At 54.3% G+C, this 26,751-nt stretch carries 24 protein-coding genes; 7 read left to right on the top strand and 17 right to left on the bottom strand.

The window, feature by feature from the left end; all coding sequences use genetic code 11:
* Nucleotides 1–12: 12 nt before the first annotated feature.
* The gene (locus tag HUO07_RS01910; RefSeq protein WP_008957936.1) at nucleotides 13–645 is read right to left on the bottom strand and encodes a helix-turn-helix domain-containing protein; all 633 of its coding nucleotides are present in this window, start codon (nucleotides 643–645) and stop codon (nucleotides 13–15) included.
* A gap of 96 nt (nucleotides 646–741) precedes the next feature.
* Entirely contained in the window at nucleotides 742–1,683 is a 942-nt protein-coding gene (locus tag HUO07_RS01905) for a histone deacetylase family protein (protein ID WP_176302147.1), read from the bottom strand.
* Nucleotides 1,684–1,786: 103 nt separating this feature from the next.
* Between HUO07_RS01905 and HUO07_RS01900 the strand changes: the two genes are divergently transcribed.
* On the top strand, nucleotides 1,787–4,534 hold the full coding sequence (locus HUO07_RS01900) for a GNAT family N-acetyltransferase (RefSeq protein ID WP_176302146.1): 2,748 nt from the start codon (nucleotides 1,787–1,789) through the stop codon (nucleotides 4,532–4,534).
* 63 nt (nucleotides 4,535–4,597) lie between these two features.
* On the opposite strand, the gene pdxH is transcribed toward HUO07_RS01900, so the two are convergent.
* A complete protein-coding gene (gene pdxH / locus HUO07_RS01895; protein WP_176302145.1) occupies nucleotides 4,598–5,242 on the bottom strand; it encodes a pyridoxamine 5'-phosphate oxidase in 645 nt (214 codons plus the stop codon).
* A gap of 237 nt (nucleotides 5,243–5,479) precedes the next feature.
* Between pdxH and HUO07_RS01890 the strand changes: the two genes are divergently transcribed.
* A complete protein-coding gene (locus HUO07_RS01890) occupies nucleotides 5,480–6,166 on the top strand; it encodes a cytochrome b/b6 domain-containing protein (protein WP_176302144.1) in 687 nt (228 codons plus the stop codon).
* 7 nt (nucleotides 6,167–6,173) lie between these two features.
* Here HUO07_RS01890 and HUO07_RS01885 read toward each other — a convergent pair whose 3' ends face one another.
* Genes HUO07_RS01885 through HUO07_RS01875 form a run of 3 tightly spaced genes read right to left on the bottom strand, consistent with a single transcriptional unit; the run spans nucleotide 6,174 to nucleotide 7,721 of the window.
* Nucleotides 6,174–6,563 (bottom strand): DUF2069 domain-containing protein, encoded by a 390-nt coding sequence (locus tag HUO07_RS01885; protein WP_176302143.1) that lies wholly within the window; start codon nucleotides 6,561–6,563, stop codon nucleotides 6,174–6,176.
* Nucleotides 6,560–7,183 (bottom strand): NAD(P)H:quinone oxidoreductase, encoded by a 624-nt coding sequence (wrbA, locus tag HUO07_RS01880; protein ID WP_176302142.1) that lies wholly within the window; start codon nucleotides 7,181–7,183, stop codon nucleotides 6,560–6,562. Before wrbA ends, HUO07_RS01885 begins: the two co-directional genes overlap by 4 nt.
* A gap of 58 nt (nucleotides 7,184–7,241) precedes the next feature.
* A complete protein-coding gene (locus tag HUO07_RS01875) occupies nucleotides 7,242–7,721 on the bottom strand; it encodes a gamma-glutamylcyclotransferase family protein (RefSeq protein ID WP_217908750.1) in 480 nt (159 codons plus the stop codon).
* Between the two features lie 215 nt (nucleotides 7,722–7,936).
* Between HUO07_RS01875 and smrA the strand changes: the two genes are divergently transcribed.
* Nucleotides 7,937–8,527: a DNA endonuclease SmrA gene (smrA, locus tag HUO07_RS01870; RefSeq protein ID WP_176302141.1), complete on the top strand. Its 591-nt coding sequence runs from the start codon at nucleotides 7,937–7,939 to the stop codon at nucleotides 8,525–8,527.
* Nucleotides 8,528–8,597: 70 nt separating this feature from the next.
* On the opposite strand, the gene HUO07_RS01865 is transcribed toward smrA, so the two are convergent.
* The 4 genes from HUO07_RS01865 to metH all read right to left on the bottom strand — a co-directional run bounded on the left by HUO07_RS01865 (nucleotide 8,598) and on the right by metH (nucleotide 16,034).
* Nucleotides 8,598–9,146, bottom strand: coding sequence for a DUF934 domain-containing protein (locus HUO07_RS01865; protein WP_176302140.1), 549 nt, complete (start codon nucleotides 9,144–9,146; stop codon nucleotides 8,598–8,600).
* The gene (locus HUO07_RS01860; protein ID WP_176302139.1) at nucleotides 9,139–10,791 is read right to left on the bottom strand and encodes a nitrite/sulfite reductase; all 1,653 of its coding nucleotides are present in this window, start codon (nucleotides 10,789–10,791) and stop codon (nucleotides 9,139–9,141) included. Before HUO07_RS01860 ends, HUO07_RS01865 begins: the two co-directional genes overlap by 8 nt.
* Before the next feature lie 221 nt (nucleotides 10,792–11,012).
* The gene (locus HUO07_RS01855) at nucleotides 11,013–12,284 is read right to left on the bottom strand and encodes an MATE family efflux transporter (RefSeq protein ID WP_176302271.1); all 1,272 of its coding nucleotides are present in this window, start codon (nucleotides 12,282–12,284) and stop codon (nucleotides 11,013–11,015) included.
* Nucleotides 12,285–12,338: 54 nt separating this feature from the next.
* Nucleotides 12,339–16,034, bottom strand: a complete 3,696-nt coding sequence (metH, locus tag HUO07_RS01850) for a methionine synthase (RefSeq protein WP_176302138.1) — start codon at nucleotides 16,032–16,034, stop codon at nucleotides 12,339–12,341.
* Between the two features lie 293 nt (nucleotides 16,035–16,327).
* Here metH and nfuA point away from each other — a divergent pair, with 293 nt between their 5' ends.
* Together nfuA and HUO07_RS01840 are read left to right on the top strand one after the other, a co-directional pair.
* Entirely contained in the window at nucleotides 16,328–16,951 is a 624-nt protein-coding gene (gene nfuA, locus HUO07_RS01845) for a Fe-S biogenesis protein NfuA (RefSeq protein WP_176302137.1), read from the top strand.
* A gap of 214 nt (nucleotides 16,952–17,165) precedes the next feature.
* Nucleotides 17,166–18,854, top strand: a complete 1,689-nt coding sequence (locus HUO07_RS01840; RefSeq protein ID WP_340162484.1) for a BCCT family transporter — start codon at nucleotides 17,166–17,168, stop codon at nucleotides 18,852–18,854.
* A gap of 75 nt (nucleotides 18,855–18,929) precedes the next feature.
* Here HUO07_RS01840 and HUO07_RS01835 read toward each other — a convergent pair whose 3' ends face one another.
* Nucleotides 18,930–19,970, bottom strand: a complete 1,041-nt coding sequence (locus HUO07_RS01835) for a DNA-binding protein (RefSeq protein ID WP_176302136.1) — start codon at nucleotides 19,968–19,970, stop codon at nucleotides 18,930–18,932.
* A gap of 200 nt (nucleotides 19,971–20,170) precedes the next feature.
* Here HUO07_RS01835 and HUO07_RS01830 point away from each other — a divergent pair, with 200 nt between their 5' ends.
* On the top strand, nucleotides 20,171–21,340 hold the full coding sequence (locus HUO07_RS01830) for a tyrosine-type recombinase/integrase (RefSeq protein ID WP_176302135.1): 1,170 nt from the start codon (nucleotides 20,171–20,173) through the stop codon (nucleotides 21,338–21,340).
* Between the two features lie 50 nt (nucleotides 21,341–21,390).
* Entirely contained in the window at nucleotides 21,391–21,807 is a 417-nt protein-coding gene (locus tag HUO07_RS01825; RefSeq protein WP_176302134.1) for a SufE family protein, read from the top strand.
* Here HUO07_RS01825 and yidD read toward each other — a convergent pair.
* Genes yidD through HUO07_RS01795 form a run of 6 tightly spaced genes read right to left on the bottom strand, consistent with a single transcriptional unit; the run spans nucleotide 21,804 to nucleotide 26,547 of the window.
* Entirely contained in the window at nucleotides 21,804–22,133 is a 330-nt protein-coding gene (yidD, locus tag HUO07_RS01820; protein ID WP_176302133.1) for a membrane protein insertion efficiency factor YidD, read from the bottom strand. The two genes, HUO07_RS01825 and yidD, sit on opposite strands and share 4 nt — an antisense overlap.
* 17 nt (nucleotides 22,134–22,150) lie before the next feature.
* The gene (gene hisI / locus HUO07_RS01815) at nucleotides 22,151–22,627 is read right to left on the bottom strand and encodes a phosphoribosyl-AMP cyclohydrolase (RefSeq protein ID WP_176302132.1); all 477 of its coding nucleotides are present in this window, start codon (nucleotides 22,625–22,627) and stop codon (nucleotides 22,151–22,153) included.
* A 28-nt stretch (nucleotides 22,628–22,655) separates the two neighbouring features.
* A complete protein-coding gene (locus HUO07_RS01810) occupies nucleotides 22,656–23,096 on the bottom strand; it encodes a transcriptional repressor (RefSeq protein ID WP_008957956.1) in 441 nt (146 codons plus the stop codon).
* Nucleotides 23,097–23,154: 58 nt separating this feature from the next.
* Nucleotides 23,155–24,153, bottom strand: coding sequence for an alpha-L-glutamate ligase-like protein (locus HUO07_RS01805; protein WP_176302131.1), 999 nt, complete (start codon nucleotides 24,151–24,153; stop codon nucleotides 23,155–23,157).
* Nucleotides 24,150–25,673 carry an inactive transglutaminase family protein gene (locus HUO07_RS01800; protein ID WP_176302130.1) on the bottom strand — a complete coding sequence of 508 codons (1,524 nt, stop codon included), beginning with the start codon at nucleotides 25,671–25,673 and terminating at the stop codon, nucleotides 24,150–24,152. The genes HUO07_RS01805 and HUO07_RS01800 overlap by 4 nt, the downstream gene beginning before the upstream one ends.
* A gap of 37 nt (nucleotides 25,674–25,710) precedes the next feature.
* On the bottom strand, nucleotides 25,711–26,547 hold the full coding sequence (locus tag HUO07_RS01795) for an ATP-dependent zinc protease family protein (protein ID WP_176302129.1): 837 nt from the start codon (nucleotides 26,545–26,547) through the stop codon (nucleotides 25,711–25,713).
* Nucleotides 26,548–26,751: the final 204 nt, after the last annotated feature.

The following is a 26,751-nucleotide window of genomic DNA, read 5'->3' as shown; positions in this document are numbered from 1 at the left end:
TATTTGCGTTCGCTACGCCACATCGCCACGAGTACATACGGAAAGCACCACTGCGTCATCTTGGCTGGTGGAAACGAGTGCATGCCCCATGTCGCTATCAAAGTAGATGCTGTCACCCTCGGCCAGTACCAGTGGAGCGTAGAATTCGGTGTAGAGCATGATGTCGCCATGCAGCACCATCAAGAACTCTTCGCCATCATGGCGCACCCACTGGTGATACTCGTCAAAGCTGCGTGCCCGCACAATGGTTTTGAACGGAATCATACGTTTTTGGGCTAGCTGATGCCCCAGCAACTCGTGCTCGTAGGTCGGAGTAGGGTGCAGCTGACCTTTTCCTTTCCGGGTTAAATCGCGTCGCCCCATGGTGTAACGCTCCCGCTTGGGCGGTGTCAGCAGCTGGGGGAGGTCGATGTTAAGACCGGTGGTCAGCTTCTGTACCACGCTGAACGTAGGGGAAACCTGATCGTTCTCGATTTTAGAGAGCGTCGAGCGGGCAAGCCCCGTGCGCTGGCTAACGTCTTCCAGGGTCCATTGATTGGCAAGACGGATTTGCTTGAGCCGTTCGCCCAGGCGCAGCGGCTCAACAAACGGTTTGCTTCCCGATGCGATACGCAGCGCGGCATGCTGTTCAGAAGTAGCGGTCATAAATTGTCAAATTGGCTGCGTTGGCTTGGGCTGGAAGTCGCCCATGATATCACAGCCTTCAGGCCGCCAAGAGTGGTTGCCAATCAGATGCCAGCACTAGGGGACCTCTGCAAAGGGCAGACCCAACAGCGCTTTGAGATGCGCCTCTACACCACTGGCCAGCGACTTAGGGTTATAGCCCCCCTCAAGAACCGAGACAATGCGATTGTCGGCATAGAGTGTCGCGATCTCCATTGCCAAGTGCGTTACCCAATAGAAGTCTTCATCCTCCAAACAGAGATCCCCCATTGGGTCATCCCGGTGGGCATCGAACCCAGCGGAAATCATGACGAGATCAGGCTTAAAGGCGTGCAGAGCGGGCAGCCAATGGTTTTCCACTACGCGACGGAACTCGCGTCCGTCGCTACCCACTTCCAGCGGCGTATTGACAACGTTTTGCCACTCGCTGCGCAAATAGCGCCAGGGGTAAAACGGGTATTGGAAACTGGTGCAGATCAGCACCTCAGGGTCATTTTTGAAGATATCGATGGTACCGTTGCACTGATGAACATCAAAATCGAGGATCGCAATGCGTTTGGCGCCATACTTGGCCTTGGCATGAGCCGCGCCCACGGCAATATTGTTGTAAAAACAGAACCCCATGGCATCGCTGGCTTCGGCATGGTGGCCGGGCGGCCTTACGGCACAAAATACGTTATCCGCCTGACGTTTAAATACCTGGTCAACACCACGAATGACCGCCCCCGCAGCCACGCGCGCGGCTTTCAGGCTGTTAGGGTTCATCATAGTGTCGCTATCTAGCGTAACAATGCCCTCGCTGGGCAAGCACTTTTCCAGGGCGCGCAGATGACGCAAGGGATGTACCCTAGCCAGGGCTTCTTCGCAGGCTTCTTTGGCATCTGCCTGCATGGTCTGCTGTAATAGACCAGCAAGCGATAGGCGAGCGCGAATAGCCTCCAGACGCTGAGGGCTTTCGGGATGCTCCGGCCCCATATGGTGCAATGAGCAGTCTGGGTGGGTAAGGTAGGCGGTAATCATTCAAACGCTCCATTATTATTGATGCCACCTTAATCGCCTCCATGCCCTACGCGACAGTGTCAATAAGTCGTACAGCCGCTATTTAGTCAGGGGAGACTCATTCGTGAGCACGCGCTTTTTACACCATTTCTTTGAACCTCATACACTAGCGGTGTTTGGCGCCTCTGAAAAGCCCTCATCGCTGGGCGGTTTAGTGCTGAGAAATATTCAAGAGGGCGGCTTCAAGGGGGCGCTCTGGGCGGTCAATCTCAAGGGGTACCCGCTGGTATTCGGCGCCCCCTGCGTGAGCCGGGTGAGTGAACTGCCTGAGGTACCTGATCTGGCTGTGGTCTGCACGCCTATCGAGGGCGTGCCTGACCTGATCAAAAAGCTTGGTCAGCACGGCGTCAAGGCTGCCCTGGTGCTCTCCGGAGGCGCCTATCTGGATCGCGACAAGGGCAACAAGGGCTCGATTCGCGAACGCATGCTGAGTGCGGCACGCGTCTCCGGTATTCGTGTGCTGGGCCCGGAGTGCATGGGGCTGATTGTCCCGGGTAAAAAACTCAACGCCTCGTATGCCAGTCAGCCGGTGAAGGCAGGTAAGGTCGCCTACCTTGGCCAGTCCGGTATGCTTGCCAATGCGATGATAGATTGGGCCGCGGGGCGGGATGTCGGCTTTTCACATCTGATTACGGTTGGCGACAGCGTTGATGTGCTGCTGCCGGATTTAATCGATTACGTTAACCAGTTTTCTCCCGCGCAAGCCATATTGTTGCATCTGGAGCGGATCAGTGACGCTCAGCACTTTATGACCGCCGTACGTGACGCCTCACGCAACCGTTTGGTGCTGGCCATCAAAAGCGGCCGTACACCAGAGTCGGATATTTCCGGCATGGCACCGACGCCTGGTATCGCCAACCGCGACGTGGTGTTTGATGCCGCTTTTGCCCGTGCGGGCGTTGTGCGGGTTGATGACTCCGACGAACTGCTCGACGCGCTGGAAACCCTCTCGCGAATGAAGCCGCTGAAGGGCGACCGCCTGGCGATTGTCTCGAATGGTTTGGGTCCTGCCATGCTGGCCATCGATAAATTGATCAGTGCCGGCGGCAAATTGGCTGAATTTAGCGCCGAAACCCAGGCTGCGCTACACCGTAGCGAAGTCGATATGAGTAAACCAGGCGAGAATCCGGTGGACCTGGGCGGTAACGCCTCACCCGAGAGGTTTGTCCAGGCACTGGAGATTGTCGCGTCCGACGCCAACGTAGACGCCGTGTTAGTGGTTCATGCCCCCACCCGCATGGCCCCTTCGCTGGTGACGGCCCAGGCCTTAATCGATAATCGCAAGAAGTTTCGCCGTAACCTGCTGACTAGTTGGATGGGCCTAAAAGAGGCACTCAACGCCAGACACGCCTGTAATCTGGCCGGAATTCCGACCTATATTTCGCCTGAAAAAGCGGTCAAGGCGTTTATGCATATGGTGATTTACCAACGCGTTCAGGCGCTGTTGCAGGAGATCCCTCCCAGTTTGCCGTTTTCAACCAGTCCGGAAATTCGTGCCCAATGTCGCACGTTGATCAAAGGGGCAAAAGAGCAGGGTAGGCAGACGCTAACCCACTCGGAAACCGCCCAGGTGCTTGAGGCGTATGGCATTCCAACCGCGCCGAGCGTCTATCTGGCGAACCCGGACGAAGCGCTTGCCCGCGCGACAGAAATCCCCGGCACCAAAGCGCTTAAGGTGGTTCATGAAGGCAACTGCCGCCCTTACCGCTACCGTAAACACCCGCATAAAATTTCGGCAGGCCTGCTGCAGGATTTGGAAACACCCGAACAGGTAGCTGAAGGCGTGCGGCGACTGGGCGACAAGGTAGCCGAGAAATTCCCCGAGTACGCGATCCGTGAATACTGTTTGCAGCCTATGCAGCGTGGCAAACACTCGATGCAAATTTGCGCAGGTATTACTCGCGACCCTGTGTTTGGGCCGCTGATCGTCTTTGGTATCGGCGGCTACAAGGTCAACGTACTGGCTGACCGCCAAGTAGCGCTACCACCGCTTAATATGAGCCTGGCAGCCGATGTGGTGGGCCGAACCCATGCCGCTTCGCTAATCCGAGAACACTCCGCGGACCCTGAACGCGATATACAGCACCTGTGCCAAATGCTGGTGAAACTATCGCAGATGGCCTCGGATTTGGGCGATTTGCGTGGGCTGGAAGTGAACCCATTGCTGCTTAATCGCGATGGCATGGTCGCTGTGGATTTCGCCATGGATCTTGGTACGCCGTCGCGTTTTGCGATCATGCCGTATCCGGAAGAGCTGCGTGAATGGGTAACACTCAAAAATGGCTGGAAAGTAGAAGTAAGACCAATTCGCGCCGAAGATGCCCACCTGATTACCACTTTCCACCGCCAGTTGTCGGAAGAGAGTATTCGCTTTCGCTACTTCCACAATAAGTCCAATCTTACTCAGCGCGATCTGTCGATCTTGTCGCATATCAATTATGACCGCCAGATGGCGTTTATCGCCGAACACTTGAGCGAAGATGGCAGCAAAGAAATGCTAGGGGTAGTGCGGGTATGGAACGACCCGGACAATATCCGTACCGAGTTTTCGATCATCATTCGAGATGACCTGCAGGGGCTGGGCATTGGCAGCCTGCTGATGAAAAAGATGATTGCTTACTGCACTAACATCGGCACGCTGGAAATGATCGGAAAAATCATGGTCGACAACCACCCGATGCGGGCCTTGATGAAACACCTGGGATTCAAGAGCCGTTACAACATGGAAGAGCAGGTCATAGATGCCGTGCTGCGTCTCAACGAACCCGAAAGCGAGTGGCAGCGGCACCGCCTGGAAAGCTTGCCGGACTAAGCGCCGGGCTAACAACTTAAAAGGCCTGCGTTTTTATCGTCAGGCCTTAGGCGTATCGTTACGTTATGGCGCCAACCGGAAGCGGCCCCACTCGCCACCATCGCGGCGTTCAAAGCGCAGCCGATCGTGCAGGCGGCTAGGCTGGCCCTGCCAAAACTCGATCATTTCCGGTTCGACGCGATAGCCACCCCAATGGACAGGGCGAGGGATGTCCTGACCATCATAGGCTTGCTCGAAACGGTTTTGACGCTCTTCGATCCAGTTGCGATCGGGAATCACAACGCTCTGAGTCGCAATCCACGCACCCAGCTGGCTGCCGCGTGGGCGGCTGGCAAAATACTCGTCAGACTCTTCGGCAGATACTGGCTCAACGGGGCCTTCGATACGCACCTGCCGAGACAGCGAAGGCCACCAAAAGGTCATGGCAGCGAAGGGTACATTGCTCAACTCGCTACCTTTATGGCTATGGTAATTGGTAAAAAAGACCATGCCACGCTCATCAAACCCCTTTAGCAGTACTACCCGGGCATGGGGCCTGCCTTGACTGTCAACGGTGGCAAGCGTCATGGCATTACCATCCTTGCCCTCTTTCTCCAGCGCAAGAGTGAACCACTCATCGAATAACACGAATGGATCGTCAGGTGCCTGGGATTCATCAAGCCTGCCGCCTTCATAATCACGCCTGATATCGGCTATATTACGTGTCATCGAATGCTTCTCCCTTGAATTTATTCCATGTTCGCTGGTCTGCCTTTAAAGCTCAAGTGATCGCCATCAATGAATGTTTAACGCACCTATTCACGACGGTCACTTCTCCGGTAGAGACAAACTTGGTTGCGACTAACTGTCCCGCATTCTATGAGAAAGTTAGAATTAATGCGAAGCTGTCTCACCCATACGGGCTCACCACCGGTTAGCTCATCACTGCTGATAGAGGAAAGGGCTATGCGTGGCAAGGTAGCAATTGAAGTATGGGATAGTTGGATGCGCCTGTTTCATTGGGGATTGGTGCTGGCAGTGTTGATCTCATTTTATACCACCAAGACCAGCGGCGCGCCTTTTCTCTTTCCCATGGAGGTACACGCTCAGGCAGGTTATCTGATACTTGGGTTACTTGTATTTCGCTGGGTATGGGGCGTGCTGGGTAGTGTCTATGCGAGATTCAAGACATTTTTGTATCCACCAGCTAAAACAATGGCCTATTCAAAGGCACTCATCCAGCGACAGCCGAGTGCTTATGCCAGCCATAACCCGTTAGGCGGCTGGATGGTGATGATCATGCTGCTCTCGCTCACTTTTCAAGCAGTCAGCGGTCTGTTTTTGAGCGACGACATCTTTTTTCAGGCGCCACTCTATGGCTTGTTTGGGGAAGGGGCTAGCAGCCAGTTGCGAACCTTGCATCAGTGGAATAGCGATCTCTTGATCATCTTGATTGGGCTGCACTTGGTCGGGCTGGTGGTACATCGGCTGCTTGGAGAGCCGCTGTTAGCGGCGATGCTGGGAGGTACCAAGCGCTTTCACCAGCAGCCGACCGATGCTCACAATGAGCCGTTAACTGCCTCCATGCTGCGTTTACGAGCGCTGGGTGCTCTGCTAATAGCTGCTGGCGTTGTCGTATGGTTTTGGTTTTAAACGCTATTTATTGACGTAGCTGACGGCTACGGAAGCGCGCATAGCCCATGCACCCAGTAAATAGAGCCAGCGAAACGGCCGCTTCTAGAAGCCCGCGCATACTTTGCCCAGGCAACGTTGCCAACATTATCCCCTGAGTAAAATAGAGCAGACTGACAAATGCCAGCCACGCATGACCACGGGCTCGCTGGCCAATGATGGAAGGCAGGAACAGTACCAGGGGCAGGACAAAGGCTAACACCGGGCGCCAGTTAAACTCGTCGCCTTGTACTAGAAAGCCTCGGTAAATAACCAGCACCAATAAAATAGCAAAGCTGGCCAACACCAGTTGGCGGGTTCGCTGTGTGAGCTTATCAATCCCATGACGGGCTTCTACGTCTTCTAACCACTGTCTCATAATGCCTCCTGACGCATAGCGTGCAGGGCAAGGGCGAGCCGCGCTAACCGTTTGCCCTGGGCCACGCATAGCGCGCGCTCGTGCTCATCCACCGAGCGATCACTGCGAGTACCGGCCAAGTGACTGGCACCGTAGGGTGTGCCGCCGGTGTGGGTTTCCAGCAGTGTGGTTTCACTATACGGCACGCCGGCATAGACCATGCCATGATGCAGGAGTGGTACCAGCATGGTTAGCAGTGTGCTTTCTTGGCCACCGTGCAGGCTCGATGTCGAGGTAAACGCGCAGGCGGGCTTGTCAATTAGTGCACCGTTCATCCAGAGGCTACTGGTGGAGTCGATAAAATATTTCAGCGGCGCGGCCATGTTGCCAAACCGTGTTGGGCTACCGAGCGCCAGTGCGCTGCAGTTGCGTAAATCGTCTAAGTCAGCATACACCGCGCCCTGTTCAGGAATCTCGGGATCGACGGCTTCACAGGTGGTTGAAACCGGTGCCACTGTGCGCAAGCGTGCCTGAATGCCGGACACACTTTCTACACCTGCGGCAATCTGCTGCGCCATGGTGGCCGTTGCCCCTGAGCGGGAGTAGTAGAGCACCAAAACGTACGGAGTCATTTCACTCATCATTATTCCTGGCTAGGATCATGGAAGCTGTCACGCGAATAGCACATAACATGGTTGCCTATGGTACCAGAGCTATTGGTAAGTCCGCGTCTGGTACAAACGTATTTTCTAGCGTCGGTAAACGTAGATAAACCCAGGCGCGCCTGCCATCGCTGAGGGTGATTTCCATTCGCTCATAACGAATACCCAGTCGTTCATAGCGGTCAAGGCGGGCCAGTTCATCAGCATCCACATGGAGCAGCAGGCCTTCTACATCACTCCCAGGCTGGGGGGAAAGGTCCAGCCCATCGCGCTGGTACCCTTCCAGAGTGGCCTTTTCAGGGTCGCCGAAACTGCCCATAACCACAAAGCGAATGGGCGCGTAACGCAGCGTGCCATAAACGAAGACCTGATGAGGGCGCTGTTCGATGTCGGCCAGGTTCTCCGGGCGGTCATAAAACCACGGGCTCAGCATGGTTAACCATAGCCATCCCGCTAGGCTGAGCAACCCCACGCCACCGATAATAAAAAGACGTTTAAGCCACACCGTTATAGCCAAACCAAAGCGCCTCTGATTGATGGTGAAAAAATGGCTGCATAGCTTGGCGCGCCAACTTGGTGAAAACAAGCTCTACAATTTAAGCTCTATTTATAAAGCCCTATGTTTCAAGCACTGGGCTGTCGACTTATTAATCTGCTTAAGCAAAGGGGCCAGATTTGCTAGGCTACCTATGTAACACAGATGGTCTTTTGATCCTGCCGGAGGAGCCTGCAATGAATCAGCCACTTCGTGATGATATGGATTTTCGTGATCTAATCGGCGATGTTAAGCCACTACCACCAAGCAATCGTGCAGACCCTGGCGCTAATCGCAAAAGGCCTTCTGAGGCGCAGCTGGCTCGCCGTGAATGGGCGGAAGAGGAGATGGGGGCGCGCAACTTTCTATCCGATGATTTTGTCGATTTGATTCCTCCGTTCGACCCGATGGAGTATCGGCGTGAGGGTATTCAGCAAGGGGTGGTCGATAAATTAAGGCACGGCGGTTATAGCGTTCAATCACAGCTGCACCTGCTGCGTCGACCCTTGAGTGAGTGCCGCCGAATGCTGTTCCCGTTCATTCAGGAAGCCTATGCCCATGACTTGCGCTCAGTCATGATTGTTCATGGCCGGGGGCGCGAAATCGACAGTCCTGCCAACGTGCTGCGTTCCTATCTTGCCAAGTGGCTCAGCCAGTTTGAGGAAGTCCAGGCGTATGTATCCGCCCAGTCTTCAGAAGGGGGGCTAGGCGCCACCTGGGTCATGCTGCGCAAGAGTGACCGTGCCAAAGCCAATAACCGCGAGCGCCAGCAGAAGCGACGAGGCTAATCTGCTAGCCTAACCGTCAAAAGGACAGCAAAAAGGGCAGCCGAAGCTGCCCTTTTACGTCATTTTAAAACTACTCGCTAGCGGTTAAGCGGCGTTCAAACAGCGCCTGACGCTCTTCCACATCAGGCTGGTAGCGAACGCTGATAAAGCTTAGCGCACGCAGGGCATCCTCTGGGTGCTGATCATCACGCAATGCCATGCTCGAAAACCCGCAGCGTCGCATGTAGTCCAGCTGATCTACCAGCACATCGCCCACGGCACGAACTTCCCCCTCGTAACCGTAGCGCTCGCGCAGCAGGCGCGCCAGACTGTAGCCACGCCCATCGGTGAAGGCAGGAAAGTCAATCGCAATGGCCTGAGCGCTGCCAAGCTGTTGTGCCAACTCGGCCGTTAGTTCGGTGTCGCTGGTGAGCAGTGGCGCCAGCTCGGTATCCTCCTGATTGGCTTGCCACAGCGTCAGCGGTACAAATGCCGGGCGCTGTTCGGGAAGTGCTTCTGCATCGTAGGAGACACACCAAGCGTTCTCCGCCGCTAGCTCGCCGTTGGCAATCAGATGATCAACATGCACTGGCGTCTGTTCAACGGGTTCAGCGGTTGTCTCACTGGCTTTATTAGGCATAAACACGCTCCTTGAAGGGTTTTAAGCCAATACGGCGGTAAGTATCCAGGAAGCGCTCGTCTTCATGGCGCTGCGCCACGTAGACTTCTAATATTTTTTCGACGACATCCGGCACATCAGAGCGGAAAAATGAAGGGCCTAGAATCTTACCCAGTGACGCATCATCAGTGGAATTACCGCCAATGGAAATCTGGTAGAACTCTTCGCCTTTCTTATCGACGCCTAAGATGCCGATATGGCCGACGTGGTGATGGCCACAGGCATTCATGCAGCCGGAAATGTTCAGATCCAGCGGCCCCAAGTCGTAAAGGAAGTCCAGGTCTTCGAAGCGCTCCTGCAGCGCCTGTGCGATGGGAATAGACACCGCATTGGCCAAGCTGCAGTAGTCGCCGCCAGGGCAGCAGATAATATCGTTAAGCGTACCCACCGTAGGATTAGCCATGCCCAGCGTATCAAGTTCTTTCCACAGCGCTTCCAGCTCATCGACCGGCACATCAGAAAGCACCAAGTTCTGCTCGTGGGTAACGCGTACTTCACCAAAGCTGTAGCGATCAGCCAAATCGGCGACGGCTTCCATCTGATCAGCAGTCACATCGCCGGGCGCATGTTCACGACGCTTCAGGGAAAGCGTTACCGCCTTATAGCCAGGCACTTTGTGATCCGAGACGTTATTGGTCACAAAGCGGGCGAAGCTGCGATTCTCAGCACGCAGTTCGTCAAACGCTTCATTGGCGTTTTCCGCCACCGGGCGACGCTCCGGCTCGGGGAAGTGGCCCTTGGCCGCATCGACCGCTGCTTGGTTGAGTGTTTGCGGGCCATCTTTCAGGTGCGCCCACTCTTCATCAACCCGGCGGCGGAACTCTTCGATGCCCAGTGCTTTGACGAGAATCTTGATCCGCGCTTTGAACTTGTTATCACGACGACCGAACTGGTTGTAAACCCGCACACAGGCTTCCAGATAGGTCAGCAGGTGCTGCCAGGGCAGGTCTTCACGTACCACGTCCGCAATCATTGGCGTGCGGCCAAGCCCACCACCGGCCAAAACTTTAATGCGCAGCTCGCCATCAGCATTGCGCCATAGGCGTAGGCCAATATCGTGTACCTGAATCGCGGCGCGGTCTTGTGCGGCACCGCTGACGGCGATTTTGAATTTACGCGGCAAATAGGCAAATTCAGGATGCAGGGTAGACCACTGACGAATCAGCTCGCACCAGGGGCGCGGATCTTCCACTTCATCATTGGCGATACCAGCAAACTGGTCGCTGGTGGTGTTACGGATACAGTTGCCACTGGTCTGAATGGCGTGCATCTGCACCTTGGCCAGGTCGGCCAGGATATCCGGCACATCCTCAAGGGCAGGCCAGTTCAACTGAAGGTTCTGCCGCGTGGTGAAATGGCCGTAACCACGGTCATAGCGGCGAGTAATCTCAGCCAGGGCACGCAGTTGATTACCCGCCAGCATGCCGTAAGGTATTGCAATACGCAGCATAGGCGCATGGCGTTGAATATAGAGGCCGTTCTGCAACCTTAATGGGCGGAACTCTTCTTCACCCAAACGCCCAGCGCGGTAGCGTTCCATTTGGTCGCGGAACTGAGCGACACGCTCATCAACCAGTGTTTGGTCGTGAATATCATAACGGTACATGTGGCACGATCCTGCTAAAAAGCGAAATGGTCACGTTGAGACGGACGTTAATGTAGCGTCACCTTAACGCGGGCGTCATATTCTACAAAAGAATATATAATTATCTTTTTATCACTAAAAGCTATTTAGAGAATGGTAAAGCAAAGGCGGCCCCATAAAAAGCCAGGTTTGAAGCACGGTTTTTAAACAACAGCTTTAAGCAACAGTCTTAAACAACAGGGTTAAACAGGTAGCATCAGCCAGCGGCGACGCTGCCATACCCATAAGAATCCTAACGAGTTTATCAAGCGGTAAAGTAGCTGTATCAGCCAGATACCCAATATGCCATACCCCAGGCCAACCCCGACCCACCAAGCCAGGGGAAGAAAAAATAGCCACTGCATTCCCAGCGTCAGCAGCATGACGGTGCGCTGAGCCCCCGCGCCCATCAAGGCCTGGGCAAGTACTAAGGCAGCGGCATCAAGCACAATCATTACACCGGTTAACTGCAGCGGCAGTGTTCCTAAGGCAACTAGTTCGTCATTATTGAAAAATAGGCTTAATACATGCTCGGGCATGATGAGCATGGGAAGTGCCAACACCAGCAGTAGCAGCCAAGCAACGCGCAGTGCATCCAGCCCCCAGCGGTGAGCTTCGTGCTGGGCGTCTCGGCCTAGCGCTTCGCCGACCAAGCTCATGGCGGCAACGCCTATTCCCACTCCTGGTAAAATCAACAGCAGCGATAAATTAATCAGTACATGGCCAACCGCGATACTGGCCGTGCCCAGTTGGCTTAATAGCCAAAATAGTACCGCGTAGCCCGCTGCAAACAAAACCTGCTGCGTTGAGTGGGGTACGGCAAGCGTCAAAGTAGTACGCAGGGTGACCAAGCATGGCAAATGTGTCAAAAATGGCTGAGTAGAAGCGCGTTTTATACTTACCCAGCACCACACTATCAATCCCACAAACAGTGACACCGTGGTACCGGCACCAGCGCCACTTGGCCCCATGTCAGGCAAACCCGCCAGGCCGTAGATCAACCCCGCACTGACCGCCACATTGAGCAGGTGAACCGCCACAATGATAAGCAAGTAGAGGTGTGTCTGTTGGCGTCCGTTCCAGTAGCCACGAAAACAGAGCACCAGCGCGATGGCGGTCAGTGACACAACTCTCCAGCGGAAATAGCTGATGGCAACGTTTTGCACCTCCTCGGCCTGAGTAATCAAGCCAATCAGTAGCGGCGCTTGCCACCAAGCCCAGAGTGAAAGCGGCAGGGCAACCGCAAGCCCGATAAGCAGGCCCGACTGCAGTGGGTGGAAGAGCTCTGCTTGGGTCGCGCCCACCCGCTGCGCGGTTTGTGATTGGACACTGGAAGAGAGGCCAAACACCACCGCACTCAGCATAAACATGATGTAACCGCCCACCCCCACACCGGCAAGCGCCACTTCACCCAAATGGCCTACCAGGGCAGCATCGATCAAGTTGAGCACGCTTTGCGACAGCATGCCCAACATAATCGGGAAGGCAAGGCGGATCACCTTGCGATGGCGGTTTGCCAACAGCACTAATCAGCTCGGGTCGTAGGAGAGCACCGGTGAGAGCCAACGCTCCATCTCCTCAAGCGGCATCTGCTTACGTGCAGCAATTGCTTCGACCTGATCGCGGGTAATTTTGCCGGTCGAAAAGTATTTTGACTGTGGATGGGCAAAGTACCAGCCGGAAACCGCTGCTGCAGGCCACATGGCAAAGTTTTCGGTTAGCGCTAGACCGGTATTTTCAGTCGCATCCAACAGCCGGAAGAGTGCTGCTTTTTCGGTATGATCCGGACAGGCGGGGTAGCCAGGGGCAGGGCGGATGCCCTGATATTTCTCGGCAATCAGAGCATCGTTGTCTAACGTTTCATCTGGCACATAGCCCCAATACTCTTTGCGTACGCGTTCGTGCATACGTTCGGCAAAGGCTTCCGCCAGGCGATCCGTTAATGCCTGCACCATGATGGCATTGTAGTCATCACCAGCCGCCTCATACGCTTTGGAGAGCTCATCGACACCGTGGCCGGTAGTGACCGCGAAACCACCAATCCAGTCGGGTTTGCCGCTCTCTTTTGGGGCAATGAAATCGGCCAGGCTGTAGCAGATACCGTCGCGTCCTTTCGTCGTTTGCTGACGAATGTGGAAAAGACGTTCAATGACTTCGCTGCGCGACTCGTCGGCATACACCTCGATTACGTCATCATCCACGCTATTAGCGGGCCATAGTCCGATGACGCCGCGGGCCTGCACGCGCTTCTCGTCAACCAATTTGCGCAGCATGACTTTGGCGTCTTCAAACAGATTGCGGGCTGCTTCACCTACCACCTTGTCGTCAAGAATCTTGGGATACTTGCCCGCCAGTTGCCAGCTCATGAAGAAGGGCGTCCAGTCGATGCGCTCGATCAATTCTTCAAGATCGTAGTCGTCGAACGTTTTTAGCCCCAGCATATTGGGTTCGGCTGGGGTATGGGCGTTCCAGTCGGTGCGGAAGCGACGCTTGCGCGCCTGGGTGTAGTCCAGGTCCGCTGCTTTGGGGCGGCGCTTGGCATTACGCTCACGCACCTTTTCGTACTCTTCGCGAATTTCAGCGACATAAGCGGCTTTTTGGTTGGGGGCCAGCAAACGGCCTGCAACGCCCACCGCGCGCGAGGCATCGGTAACGTAAATCACTGGGTGTTCGTACTGCGGCTCTATTTTCACCGCGGTATGCGCTTTAGAGGTAGTGGCACCGCCAATCAATAAGGGGAGATCCATGCCGCGACGTTGCATCTCTTTAGCCACGTGCACCATTTCATCCAGCGACGGAGTAATCAGCCCGGAAAGACCAATAATATCCGCGTTGTGATCTTTGGCCGCCTGCAGAATCTTATCGGCGGCCACCATGACGCCCAGATCAATTACTTCGTAGTTATTACACTGCAGCACAACGCCAACGATGTTTTTACCGATATCGTGCACATCGCCTTTGACCGTGGCCATGACGATCTTGCCTTTGGCTTTGGTCTCTTCGCTTTTCTCAGCCTCGATATAAGGAATCAAGTAGGCCACGGCCTGCTTCATGACTCGTGCGGACTTGACCACCTGAGGCAGGAACATTTTTCCGTCGCCAAATAAATCGCCGACGACATTCATGCCGTCCATCAACGGGCCTTCGATGACCTCGATAGGGCGCTCAGCCTGGGCGCGGGCCTCTTCGGTGTCATCTTCGATATACACCGTAATCCCTTTAACCAGCGCATGCTGAATACGTTTGTTAACCGGCCAACTGCGCCACTCAAGGTCTTCTTTTTTGGGAGCGCCGCTGCCGTCGCCTTTGTACTTGTCGGCAATATCCAGCAGGCGCTCAGTGCCATCGCTACGGCGGTTGAGCACCACATCCTCAACGGCATCGCGCAGCTCGGCGGGGAGGTCATCATAAACGGCGAGCTGGCCCGCGTTAACAATCCCCATGGTGAGGCCAGCGCGGATCGCATGATAAAGAAACGCTGAGTGAATCGCTTCGCGCACCGGATTGTTGCCACGAAACGAGAACGAGACGTTCGAAACGCCGCCAGATACCATGGCGTGGGGCAGGTTGTCGCGAATCCACTGAGTGGCTTCGATAAAGTCGACTGCGTAGTTATTGTGCTCTTCGATCCCGGTGCCGATGGCGAAGATGTTCGGGTCGAAAATGATATCTTCGGCGGGGAAGCCAATTTCATCGACCAACAGGCGGTAGGCGCGCTGACAAATTTCGGTTTTTCGCGCAAAGGTGTCTGCCTGGCCCTCTTCATCGAACGCCATCACCACAATGGCAGCACCAAAGCGGCGGCACTTGGTCGCCTGTTCGCGGAAGGCGTCTTCGCCTTCTTTGAGCGAGATGGAGTTCACCACCGCCTTGCCTTGAACGCACTTCAGGCCGGCTTCGATGATCTCCCACTTGGAGGAGTCGATCATGATCGGCACACGGGCGATATCGGGCTCACCGGCGATCAAGTTAAGGAAGCGCTCCATGGCTTCCTTGGACTCGAGCATGCCTTCGTCCATATTGATATCGATGATCTGGGCGCCGTTCTCTACCTGCTCAAGGGCAACTTCCAAGGCGGTGGTGAAGTCTTCCTCTACAATCAGGCGCTTGAAGCGCGCCGAGCCGGTGACGTTGGTACGCTCGCCTACGTTGACGAACAGTGAGTCGGCCTCAATATTGAACGGCTCAAGACCGGATAAACGGCAGGCGCGGCTGCGCTCGGGAATAGAGCGCGGCGCCATATCCCGAACGGAATCAGCAATCGCGCGAATATGTTCAGGTGTGGAGCCACAGCAGCCGCCGATAATATTGACCAGCCCGCTAGATGCGAACTCACTGACGATCTCGGACATCTCTTCCGGTGTTTGGTCGTACTCACCAAACTCGTTGGGCAGGCCCGCGTTGGGGTGCGCGGAGACAAAAGTGTCGGCCTTGGATGAAAGCTCTTCCAGGTAAGGGCGAAGCTCTTCGGCGCCTAAGGCACAGTTCAAGCCAACGGATAACGGCTGGGCGTGGCGCACCGAGTTCCAGAACGCTTCGGTGGTTTGGCCGGATAGGGTACGGCCTGAAGCATCGGTAATCGTGCCGGAGATCATTACCGGTAAGCGTTCGCCGCGAGCGTCAAACAGCTCTTCCAGGGCATAGATAGCCGCTTTGGCGTTGAGCGTATCGAAGATGGTTTCGATCATGATCAGATCGGCACCGCCCGCAATAAGAGCTTCCGCGGCTTCGTAGTAGTTCTCGCGAAGCTCATCAAAGGTGACATTGCGCTTGGCCGGGTCATTAACATCCGGCGATAGCGACGCGGTGCGCGAGGTGGGGCCTAACACGCCAGCGACATAACGGGGCACGCCGGTTTCGGCGGCAACAGCATCACACACCTCGCGGGCGAGACGCGCTGACTCGCGGTTGAGTTCCACCACCAGCGCTTCCATACCGTAATCGGACTGAGACAGCTGGGTGCTGTTAAAAGTATTGGTCTCGATGATGTCCGCACCGGCCTCTAAATAGTCGCGGTGAATCCGCGTGACAACATCAGGGCAGGTGAGCGCGAGCAGGTCGTTGTTGCCTTTGAGATCAGAGGGCCAGTCACTGAACCGTTCGCCACGAAAATCCTCCTCGCTCAGCTGGGCATTCTGCAGCATGGTGCCCATGCCGCCGTCCAGAATTAGGATACGTTCGGCAAGGCGTTGGGTGAGGGTTGCGGTCAAAGCACTATCAGCCATGGCAGGGGGAGTTCTCCAGCGTCACAGTCGTCAAAGGGGATGTTGTTATCGTCGGAAAAGCAGTATCTGTCGTAATAAGGCGCATAATGATAACAAAAGGCATAGCAAAAGGCGCCCCCAGGGAGCGCTATACGGTGCATAAGCTAAGACAATCACTACACGCGTTTGAGAAACAGCATTTAAATAGTCTACTAAAACAGTCGGGATTGTGTCAGCGCGCCGTTTTGCTTACCATAGTGACAAATGACATGTGAAGTGGCGTCCGCCACTACCACGGGAGGAAGACAGCCCTCATGACCACGACTAGCGAAACAGATACCAATATCGATACCCAAAGTATTGATATTACCGATAGCGCGCAAGAATACCTGGCAGAACTGCTGGAAAAGCAGAACGTTGAAGGTATCGCTGTACGCATTTTCATTACCCAGCCGGGCACGCCTTACGCAGAGACCTGCTTGGCGTACTGCCGTCCAGGTGAAGAAGAGCCGACGGATGTGCTGTTAGAACTCGAGAAGATCAATGTGTATCTCGACAAAAACAGCCTGGCCTTTATGGAAGAGGCGGTGGTAGATTTCAATGCCGATCGCATGGGCGGCCAGCTAACCATCAAGGCGCCCAACGCCAAGATGCCCAAGGTAAATGCGGACAGCCCTCTTGAAGACCGCATTAATTACGTGCTTTACAGCGAGATTAACCCAGGGCTCGCGGCCCACGGCGGTGAGATCAAGCTGGTTGAGCTGACTGAGCAGCAATACGCTGTCTTAGCTTTTGGCGGCGGTTGCCAGGGCTGCGCAGCGGTTGATTTAACCCTGAAAGATGGCGTCGAGAAAACATTGATGGAGCGCATCCCGGAGCTTGCGGGCATTCGCGATGTAACCGACCATACTGACACCACCAACGCCTACTACCGCTAAATCTAAACGCAATACCACATCAGAAAAGTCCAGCCACGTGCTGGGCTTTTTTATGCGCATCTATAGCTTTGCGGCAAAGTACGTTGAACATTCCAGCTGTGCTCAACGCAAGAGTCGTGTAATAAAGCCTCACGCTTGGCATCAGTATAACGCTGGGCTCATTTGGCTAGCTGATTGGATAGCTAGATAGACAAGAGAATAGGGAGTTAGGAACATTAACATTCGCAGCACATTTGCCAATATCCATAAGCCGATTTTCTTCGGCTCATTAGGGCTTTTGTTAGCAGTGACGCTTCCATTAATACTTTTCCCCGAGATGGGGCGAGTATGGGTAATGGCTGCACAGGGGTTTGTGACTCAGAATTTTGGTGTCTTGTATCAAACGATGGGGCTAGCATCACTAGGCTTCATGTTTTACATCGTGTTTAGCGATATCGGCCAAATTAAATTGGGCGATGTGGACGCCGAACCCGAATTCTCGCTGTTTTCTTGGGGTGCCATGTTGTTCGCTGCCGGTATCGGTGGTGCGGTGGTTTTCTGGGGAATGGTCGAGTGGATGTATTACTTGCAGAACCCTCCATTTCATCTTGAGCCATTTTCTGAAGAAGCGACCGCCTGGGCTGCTACGTACGGCATGTTCCATTGGGGACCTATCGCGTGGTCAATCTATTTGGTTCCTGCGCTGCCAATGGCGTATTTCCTACACGTGCGCAAGCACAAGGTGCTGCGCATCAGTGAGGCAATCCGCCCAGTGCTGGGTGAGAAGCTCGCCCGTAGTTGGCTAGGTAACGTAATTGATATCCTATTTATTTTCGGCATGTTGGGCGGCGGTGCCACGTCACTGGGTATTTTAGTGCCACTGATTGATGAAGGCCTGGGTGGGCTATTTGGTTTTACGCCGAATGCCCTGAGTCAGGTCGGGGTACTTGTAGGTACTACCGCACTGTTTGCCGTCAGCGCCTGGCGGGGGCTAAAAGGCGGTATCGAAATACTTTCTGATATTAATATGTGGATAGGGTTGGCGGTACTGCTGTTTGTACTAACGATGGGGCCAACGGTATTTATTCTGGATACCGGCCTAAACTCACTCGGCCTGATGTTAAGCAATCTCGTTCAGATGGCCACCTGGACTGAGCCGTTTGGCAATTTAAATGGTTTTGAAGACAGTGGCTTTCCGCAAAACTGGACGATTTTCTACTGGGCTTGGTGGCTAGTGTTTGCCCCTACCGTAGGGCTATTTATCGCACGGATCTCCAAAGGGCGCCGGATCAAGACCATGGTGGCTGGATCGATCTTTTTTGGCTCACTTGGCTGCGCGCTGTTCTTCGTGATTTTGGGCAACTATGGCCTCTATCTACAGCTTTCGGGTGCGCTGGATGTTATCCAGATCATGAACGACCAGTCGGCGAATGCAGCGTTTTATGCTGTATTAGGCGAACTGCCGCTCTCATGGCTGGTGACGTTAGCGGTGGTGGTGCTGCTTTCCATCTTTACTGCCACCACGTTCGATTCCATTGCTTATATCCTGTCCTCCGCGGCAGAGAAAAATGTTAATCAAGAGCCAGCCCGTTGGCACCGCCTTTTCTGGGCATTTACGCTTTCTTTGTTGCCCATGTCACTGTTGTTCTTAGGTGGGCTTCAAACACTGCAAACGGCCAGTATCGTTAGTGGCGTGCCACTGTTGGTTATCGCGCTGCTGCTGATGATCTCTATGGTGCGAGCGGCGAAATATGATCTGCGCTTCCAGCCTGACTACAACGACCCGGAAATCAATATTGAAGAGTTTCCCGAAAATGACCCGTGGACAAAAGAGGGTACTTGGGAGCTACCGGATGATAACGGCGAAGCTAGTGCTAGCAGTGACGGTTTGAGCAGTAATGATGTTAAGCCGAACACGCCTTAAACGAGCAAGATAGATTCCGCTTATCGGCCACCTCAAGCGAGGTGGCTTTTTTTTGGCTAACTGTTGCTAGCAACATTAACGCTTTGATGATGGCTGCTTATCTTCCAGTGAGGAGGGTAAATCAGCTAACTGTTGCTGGAGTGCTTCCATCCGTGCCCAGAGCTTCTCTTGCCAGGCTTGTTGTAGCGCTGTTTCCTGATCGGCATGCCGTTGCGCTTGGTGCTTTAACGCCGACTGCGCTTCCTCCAACTGCTCTGCGAGTGTTTGGTGCTGCTTTTCCAGTACGCTGTTTTGCTGCTGAGCCTCACTAAGCTGCTGATCCCGCTCGCTGGCTTCCAACTGCCGCTGATGCAATGCCTGCTGCTTGGATTTTAGCTCTTGGCTCAATCCTTCAATCCGCTGGTCTGATTGCTGGAGCCGTTTCTGGAAGCTCTTTTCTTCTTGCGCACGCGCCTGCTGGGCGCTATCCAGCATCGCCATCAATCTTCCTTCAGCCGCTTCGTGACGCTGCTCTTCTTGTAACAGCCGCTGTTCCCAGGCTGCTTGCTGTTCGTTGAGAGCAAGGTGATGGGCTTCGCGCTGCGCTTCTGCCTGACTCTCTAACTGTTGCTGAACTTGCTTGAGTTGTTTGGCCTCTCCTTGCGACGCTTCGGCCAACTGATGCCAGTGGCGTTCATTGGTTTGGCTGGCGGCTAGTTCACGATTAAGTGCCTCCATTCGTTGCTCAATGTGACGTAAGTGCTCGGCCAGGGCGCTTTCACGCTGCTCGGCGTTTGCCGCCTGCTGTTTAGCTTCTTCCGCTAATCGCTGAGCGTCCTCTACCTGTCGATTGGCATCTTCGCGGTAGTGGAGCAGCGTTTGATTGGCCACGTTTTGTGCCTCACGCCACAGCTCGCTGGCCATGGTGACGACCACTTCCGGCACACCTTTGGGTGGCGGCACATCACGATTTTTTTCGCGCTCGCTGCGCCAAAGGCGGAAGTGATCACTAATCGTTGTAAAGCTGCCAGTGCCCAGCACATCGCGGATACGCTGCACGCTGGGTGTGTCACCACGGGCGAGCAACTCATCAATGGCGTGTTGAACATCGCTGTACTGAATGCCGTTGCGGGCCATATGACATCCTTGCTGGGAATTTTATAGCCGCCATTGTCGGTACTTAAGGTTTAAAAAGCAATTATTACGTATTACATAATACGTAATTTTATTTATCAAATAGACTATAAATTCAAGATTACCCTTATTATCTTGAATTTATACTGCTGCAAAGGCACACTCTGGCACATAGAGAACATCGATTGCTCAGGGAATAATACATGCCAACTGCGTTAACACCGGGCGGAGTGGAGCCGCTGCTGCTCGATCACAGGCCTGTAAGCGGGCAGATTAATGTCAGAATTACGGCACAAAATGATGCTCAGGCAGTGATGGCTTGGCTTGAAGAGTACGTTGACAGCCCACAAACCTGGAAAGCGTACCGCCGGGAATCCGAGCGGCTTTTACTCTGGCTGAATAGCCAAGGACTTACGCTGGCAGATATCCATAGAGAAGCGCTGCGCCGGTTTGAGCTGTTCCTTGCCGACCCTCAGCCCAGTGATCAGTGGGTAGGGCCCTCCAAGCCCCGCGCGCACCCAGCGTGGCGGCCGTTTCGTGGGCCTTTATCGCCCGCCAGTCGGCGTCAGAGCTTAGTGATTCTGCAGGGCATGTTTGCCTGGCTGGTAGAAGCCGAATGGGTTAGCCATAACCCGTTTCGCCTGATGCGTGATAAATCACGGCGCTTGAACAATCAGGCGCCGCGTATTGAGCGTTACCTGGAGAGCGATGTATGGGCGTGGTTCTGGCAGTGGCTCAATGAGCCGTTAGCGGTGGAAGAGGGGAGTCGAAGGTTTTTTGAGCAGGCGCGTCGACGCTTTATCTTTGGTTTTGCCTATCTACTTGCTCCGCGTATCAGTGAAATGGCAGACGCGCGCATGGGCGATTTCCAGCGCAGCGAAGGGCGTTGGTGGTGGAGCGTGGTAGGTAAGGGCAGCAAGGTGGCGCGGATTCCGCTGCCCGACGATATGCTGGCCTGCCTGCGCCAGTGGCGCCAGGCGCTAGGCTTGCCTGACCAGCCTAGCGAGCTTGAGCATAATACACCGGCTCTACGCGCCCTGGATGGGCAACGCGGTTTGGGCCACAACCAGCTTTATAGACTGATTCGGGCAACGTTTCAGCAGGCAGCCCTAGCGCTTGAAGAGGAGGACGGCGCATCGCAGCATGTCAACGCGCTGCGTCAGGCAACGCCACACTGGTTACGGCATACATCGATTACCCATCAGGCTCAGTCGGGCATTAGTCTGCGCCATTTGGCTGAAAGCGCGCGTCATGCGCGTCTCGATACCACGTCACGCTATCTGCATACCGAAGACATTGAGTGGCATAAAGAACAGCAGCGTCATCGGTTAAGCAATTCGCCATTGACTCGTTATAATGGGGCAGATTCATAGCTTCATTAATAGCTATACCAGTAGCCATTACCCATTTAGAAGGAAATACCATGAGCACTTCCGGCGCCGAACTGGCCCAGCAAGAGCTGATTGAAGATTTCGAGATATTCGATAACTGGATGGATCGTTATCAGTACATTATTGATATGGGCAAACAGCTGCCTGACTTCCCTGACGATTGGAAAGTCGAGGAGTTTAAAATCCAGGGCTGCCAGTCGAATGTATGGATGCGGCATGAAGAGGAGGGCGATAAGCTGATTTTTAAGGCGACGTCCGATGCCGCTATTGTGTCAGGCCTGATTGCCGTATTACTACGCATTTATAGTGACCGCTCAGCAGCAGAGATTCGTGCTACCGAACCGCACTTTTTAGCTGATTTGGGATTGGATAAGCATCTTTCGCCAACCCGTAGCAACGGCTTACATGCGATGCTTGAAAAGATCTATCAGGTGGCACACCAGCGCTAGCGGGAATGGTGGTCGCTGCAACAGGATGAGGATGCATCTTCGTCCTCGCGGCAAAGCTGCTCGCTTCGGCCGCCAGGTACTGGATCCATGCCGCCAGCGCTGCCTGGGTGGCACTTGACGATACGCTTCACGGCCATCCAGCCACCTTTTATCGGCCCGTGCACCTGAATTGCTTCAATGGTGTAAGACGAGCAACTGGGCCAGAAGCGACAGCGCGGGCCCAAAAGGGGGCTAAGCGTATATTGGTAGGTTTTAATGCAGCCAATCATCACGCTTGTTAATGCCCAGCGCAGGGCTGATCGCAGTGATGTTAGCCAGCGGCTCATGGCTAGGCGCTTCATGGCTAGGAAGAGGCTTTGTTGCCGTAGAGCTCATCGGGATCGATTAGCGGCGTGCTGGTAATCGATGCCTGCTCTTCGGCCACGCCAATATAGAAACAGCTACGACGGCCGGTATGGCAAGCGGGTCCCGTTTGCTCAACTTGCAGAAGCAGGGTGTCACCATCGCAATCAAGGGCAGCGGACACAAGCTGTTGCTGCTGGCCCGATGACTCCCCTTTGCGCCACAATTTTCCCCGTGAGCGCGAGTAGTAACAGACCCGCTGAGTGGTTAGCGTCTCTTCTAGCGCCTGACGATTCATCCACGCCATCATTAGCACTTCTTTGGAGTCGTGCTGCTGGGCAATCGCAGGGATTAAACCATCGGCATTAAAGCGCACAGCCGTTAGCAGGGTTGCAATAGCGGGCAGGCTATCCTCAGGGGTGGCACGTTCAAGCTGCTTAAAAAGGGCGTCTGGAGCTACTTGGTCAAAACGGGACATACATTCTACTCGCTAGCTATTGAATACATCAGCTTGTTCGACAATCCTGGCAGAGCCCTTGCAGCTCTATGGTTTGGCGCTCAACGTTAAACCCTTGGCTGTTTGCCAGAGCCGCCAGTTGATCACTGATCTCATCTAAATGCAGCTCTTCTACGTAACCGCAGTGTCGGCAAATAAGCAACTGAAAACCATGCACATGCTCAGGGCACGCGCAGGCCACATAAGAGTTTTGTGACTCAATGCGATGCACCAAGCCCTGGTCAATCAGAAACTCAAGCGCCCGATAAACCGTCGGCGGCCGAGCCGCCGCATGTTCGGTAGACAGCTTATCCAGCAGATCATACGCCTTCAGCCCACCACCATTTTCGGCAATCAGCTCTAGCACGCGCCTGCGTATAGGCGTGAAACGAACGCCGCGGATGTGGCACTGAGACTCCGCCTGCTGCAGTAGTGTATTCGCTTGGGTCATGGACAACTCGTTGAACGTGGTTAGCCTAGGCTCTCGTCAATAGGCTCTTATCGCCAGTCTACGCGCTGGAGGAGGCGGTGTCAGGGCTTTCTACCAGCTCACTTTGCCGCGCGAAATGGTGTTGGGAAAAGGCGACACGCTGTTTGGCAGGCACGCCATCCGGCTGCCGCTCAATTAGATCCAGGCGACGGCGCAAACCTTCCCCATTGGTCATTTGAATGGCTAGGCCGGGGCGTGCATTCAGTTCAAGCAGCATCGGTCCATGCTTGCGATCCAACACCATATCGGTGCCGAGATACCCCAGGCCGGTCATTTCATAACAGCCCGCCGCCAGGTTCAGCAGTGTTTCCCACTGAGGCACCACTAAACTTGCCAGGTCGTGCCCTGTATCCGGGTGACTGAAGCAGGGCCGATCAAACTGTACGGCGCGTAGTGCAGCCCCCGTTGCAATGTTTAAGCCCACGCCCACGGCGCCCTGGTGTAGGTTTGCCTTGCCATCAGAGGCGGCGGTGGAAAGCCGCATCATGGCCATAACGGGATAGCCCTTAAAGACGATCACCCGGATATCGGGCACCCCCTCGTAGGTGTAATCCATCAGGCTTTCATCAAAATTGATCAGCGTTTCAATCACCGCCACATCGGGCGAGCCGCCCAATGAGTAGAGGCCGGAAAGAATATTAGAGACGTGTCGCTCAACATCGGTGAGGGTTAGCTTGGCACCACTTGGCTTGATAAAGGCATTATCTTCGACCTTTTCAATCACCAAAATCCCTTTGCCACCGCTACCTTTAGCAGGCTTGATAACAAAGCCTGCATGACCCGTGAGCATTTCACCGATGTGCTTAACCCCGAACTGAGTGGTGACAGTGCCTATCAGTTCTGGCGACGTTATCCCATACTGCTGGGCAAGCAGTTTGGTCTTAAGCTTGTCGTCCACCAAAGGATAGAGCCGGCGGCTGTTATAACGGCCTATGTAGCGGATATTGCGCCGGTTCATGCCAATGATGCCTTTATCACGCAAGCGCGTGGGCCACGTCCAGTTGTTGAACCAACTCATGACGGTTTCTCATCATCAGTAATTGGCTTAAAGCGGCGTAACTCTAACAGTCGGTACCCCGTGTAATTACCCAGCAGCAAGATCAACGCCATGAGTATCAACTGCACGCCTAAGAAGTTGAACGTGATATGGCGTACCCAGGGATTGTTCATCGCCAGATAGGCAAGGACGGCGGTAATCAAGCTGCCGCCACCCTGGATCAATACCTGTTTAGGACCTTCCTCTTCCCATAAAATCGACATCCGCTCGATAGTCCAGGCAAGGATGATCATCGGGAAGAAGGTAATCGTTAAGCCAGCACTCAGCCCCATGCGATAGGCCAGTACAGTAAAGATAGAAATGATCGCGATCACCGTGATGATAACCGCGGAGACCCTGGCCACCAGCAGTAAGTTCAAGTAAGAGAGATAGTTACGGATAATCAGCCCGACCGCGACGATAAGCAGGAAGCCGATCAGGCCAGTGGGCAGGGTGGTTTGAATGAAGGCGAGGGCGATCAAAACCGGCATGAAAGTACCGGATGTCTTTATGCCTACCAAGACACGTAGAAACACCACCATTAGCGCGCCAATCGGAATCAGCAGAATGGTCTGGAATAGCGCTTGTTCTTCCAACGGCAGGCTATGAATGGAGAAATTCAGCAGCGTGTCCTCGGAATAGTGGTTGCGCACCGCGGCTGATGCCGGCTGATCATGGGTCATCATTGAGAAGGTGACCCGAGAGTTGGTGCCCCCTTGTACTTCTAAAACGGCTCGACCGCCCGTTTCCCACAACAGTAGGTTTTCAGGTTTGCCTTGCTCGCCTGTCAGCGGGTGAAAAATTGACCACTGTTCACCAGACTCGTCAAACACTTGGATCCAACTACTAAGTGTTTGGCGGCGACGTCCATCTTCCAATAGCAGGCCGCTTACTTCGCGCGCTAATACGCCCGCTTGGTTAAGCAAGCGGACCACTAATGCCGCTGGGTTTTCCTGAGATAACAGAAGACGCGCGTTTTCGCCCTGGCGCTCACCATTCACATCTCGGATCAGCTCCCGGGCAAACGTCGCGTTATTGGCGCTGCGAGCCCAGGCTTGTTCGATCAGCTGGCTAGCCGCCGTGTCATAAGGACTTTCCCATGGCGTGATTGGGGTCATTTCAGGCGGCGTTTGCACCGGTGCCTGGGCATCTTGCGATACCAGCATTTGAACAGAGTAGTACAGCGTTTGGCTGCCAGCCGCTTCGCGAATCGTCCACTGAGCGGTACGGCCTAGTTCATCTGCTTGGTAGGCCAAGCCATACCCTGACGATGCTGTATTTTCAGTTAATACACGATAGCCCGCCTGATGAGAAGGCAGTGCCAAGTCGACTTGCACAGGGCCATCTTGAGCATTGAAGTTTATGCCCGCTTCAATTTCCCAGACCTGGCGTTGTTCACCGGGCAGCCAGGGGATTTCAAACTGCACATGGCGATGTACGCTGGTGGCAATGCCCGCGACCAACAGCAAGCCGACAATGATATAAAACATTAACCGTGACATGGAGATTCCTTTCTACGTAAAGCGCCAGGGGAGAGCGTTACTCTTCTGTATCGTCGTCATCAACTGCTTCATCTTCAGCAGCTTGATCGGCTGGCTCGCCACCAGGAAACTCGGGGCGGTCATGTAAGTAGGTATCGGCGACGTCTATTACCGCGATATCCATTAAAAAGCGCCGGCCCAGTAGCACCGGATACTCTAAATGTGAGCGGTCATTCAGCGTGAACTCAACGTTTTCGCGGATAGGTCCCAATGTCATTAATAATGAAATAACCGGGCGGGATTCTTCACCAGAAGCTTGAAGAATACGAACCCGACGAACAATAGGCGCCTCTACCCATTCATCACGCTGCGACTCAACGGCCACATCGTCGTCGTTTAGCGCTAGTTTGAAACGCACCCAGTCTTCACCGTCACGCTCGAAGCGGGTGATTTCGTCGGCCGACAGCGATGAGGTGTTGGCTCCTGAATCGACACGCGCCTTGAGGTAGGTACCCAGGCTTGGAAAACCAACCCATTCACTACGACCCAGTAGCGTTTTCGTGCTTAGCGTTTCATCAACTTCACACTCTTCGCGGATGATGACAGGTTCTTCACCACGGGCTTCTAACTGCTGAACATCTTGGCGTAACGAACGTAACAAACTACCGACTTCACGCACGTCGGCAGTGAGTATCTGCTGCTGATCAAGCTGGCGTGTCTGAAGCTCAGAACCGGTGTCGCATTGCTGCGCCAATTGGCTCTCTAATTCAAGGATACGAGTATTGAAAGACGCTTCGCTTAGGGGAGGCGGTTCATTCGTTTCTGGCTGGGTTGCTGCACAGCCAGCGATTGAAAGCGACAAGCTAGCTATTAGCCACAAAACACCTGGGCGCATAACGAGAGATATCCTTGGACAAATAGGTGGAGGGAATAATAAGGAGATGGGCGACTAGTGTCCAACGTCATCACGATTATTCAGACACACAATTTACTTTATTTAACATAATATATATTAAGCGAACCCGAGAAAGACGCAGTGGCTACAACAGCTTAGCTGCTATATGCTGTTAAAATATTTTACCATAGCTGTACCTGAGCC

Source organism: Vreelandella maris (assembly GCF_013371085.1).
In the GTDB taxonomy this organism is placed as follows: domain Bacteria; phylum Pseudomonadota; class Gammaproteobacteria; order Pseudomonadales; family Halomonadaceae; genus Vreelandella; species Vreelandella maris.
The sequence above is the reverse complement of the archived record's forward strand: the minus strand, read 5'-3'. Positions and strand labels throughout refer to the sequence as shown.

Coding starts and splice junctions, on each gene's coding strand:
- wrbA (WP_176302142.1), bottom strand. CDS start 7,183: ATGAGTGAAATGACTCCGTACGTTTTGGTGCTCTACTACTCCCGCTCA.
- HUO07_RS01795 (WP_176302129.1), bottom strand. CDS start 26,547: ATGCGCCCAGGTGTTTTGTGGCTAATAGCTAGCTTGTCGCTTTCAATC.
- HUO07_RS01835 (WP_176302136.1), bottom strand. CDS start 19,970: ATGGCCCGCAACGGCATTCAGTACAGCGATGTTCAACACGCCATTGAT.
- metH (WP_176302138.1), bottom strand. CDS start 16,034: ATGGCTGATAGTGCTTTGACCGCAACCCTCACCCAACGCCTTGCCGAA.
- HUO07_RS01860 (WP_176302139.1), bottom strand. CDS start 10,791: ATGTACCGTTATGATATTCACGACCAAACACTGGTTGATGAGCGTGTC.
- HUO07_RS01890 (WP_176302144.1), top strand. CDS start 5,480: ATGCGTGGCAAGGTAGCAATTGAAGTATGGGATAGTTGGATGCGCCTG.
- HUO07_RS01800 (WP_176302130.1), bottom strand. CDS start 25,673: ATGTCACGGTTAATGTTTTATATCATTGTCGGCTTGCTGTTGGTCGCG.
- pdxH (WP_176302145.1), bottom strand. CDS start 5,242: ATGACACGTAATATAGCCGATATCAGGCGTGATTATGAAGGCGGCAGG.
- yidD (WP_176302133.1), bottom strand. CDS start 22,133: ATGAGCCGCTGGCTAACATCACTGCGATCAGCCCTGCGCTGGGCATTA.
- hisI (WP_176302132.1), bottom strand. CDS start 22,627: ATGTCCCGTTTTGACCAAGTAGCTCCAGACGCCCTTTTTAAGCAGCTT.
- HUO07_RS01865 (WP_176302140.1), bottom strand. CDS start 9,146: ATGCCTAATAAAGCCAGTGAGACAACCGCTGAACCCGTTGAACAGACG.
- HUO07_RS01810 (WP_008957956.1), bottom strand. CDS start 23,096: ATGACCCAAGCGAATACACTACTGCAGCAGGCGGAGTCTCAGTGCCAC.
- HUO07_RS01825 (WP_176302134.1), top strand. CDS start 21,391: ATGAGCACTTCCGGCGCCGAACTGGCCCAGCAAGAGCTGATTGAAGAT.
- nfuA (WP_176302137.1), top strand. CDS start 16,328: ATGACCACGACTAGCGAAACAGATACCAATATCGATACCCAAAGTATT.
- HUO07_RS01885 (WP_176302143.1), bottom strand. CDS start 6,563: ATGAGACAGTGGTTAGAAGACGTAGAAGCCCGTCATGGGATTGATAAG.
- HUO07_RS01805 (WP_176302131.1), bottom strand. CDS start 24,153: ATGAGTTGGTTCAACAACTGGACGTGGCCCACGCGCTTGCGTGATAAA.
- HUO07_RS01855 (WP_176302271.1), bottom strand. CDS start 12,284: ATGTTGGGCATGCTGTCGCAAAGCGTGCTCAACTTGATCGATGCTGCC.
- HUO07_RS01830 (WP_176302135.1), top strand. CDS start 20,171: ATGCCAACTGCGTTAACACCGGGCGGAGTGGAGCCGCTGCTGCTCGAT.
- smrA (WP_176302141.1), top strand. CDS start 7,937: ATGAATCAGCCACTTCGTGATGATATGGATTTTCGTGATCTAATCGGC.
- HUO07_RS01910 (WP_008957936.1), bottom strand. CDS start 645: ATGACCGCTACTTCTGAACAGCATGCCGCGCTGCGTATCGCATCGGGA.
- HUO07_RS01905 (WP_176302147.1), bottom strand. CDS start 1,683: ATGATTACCGCCTACCTTACCCACCCAGACTGCTCATTGCACCATATG.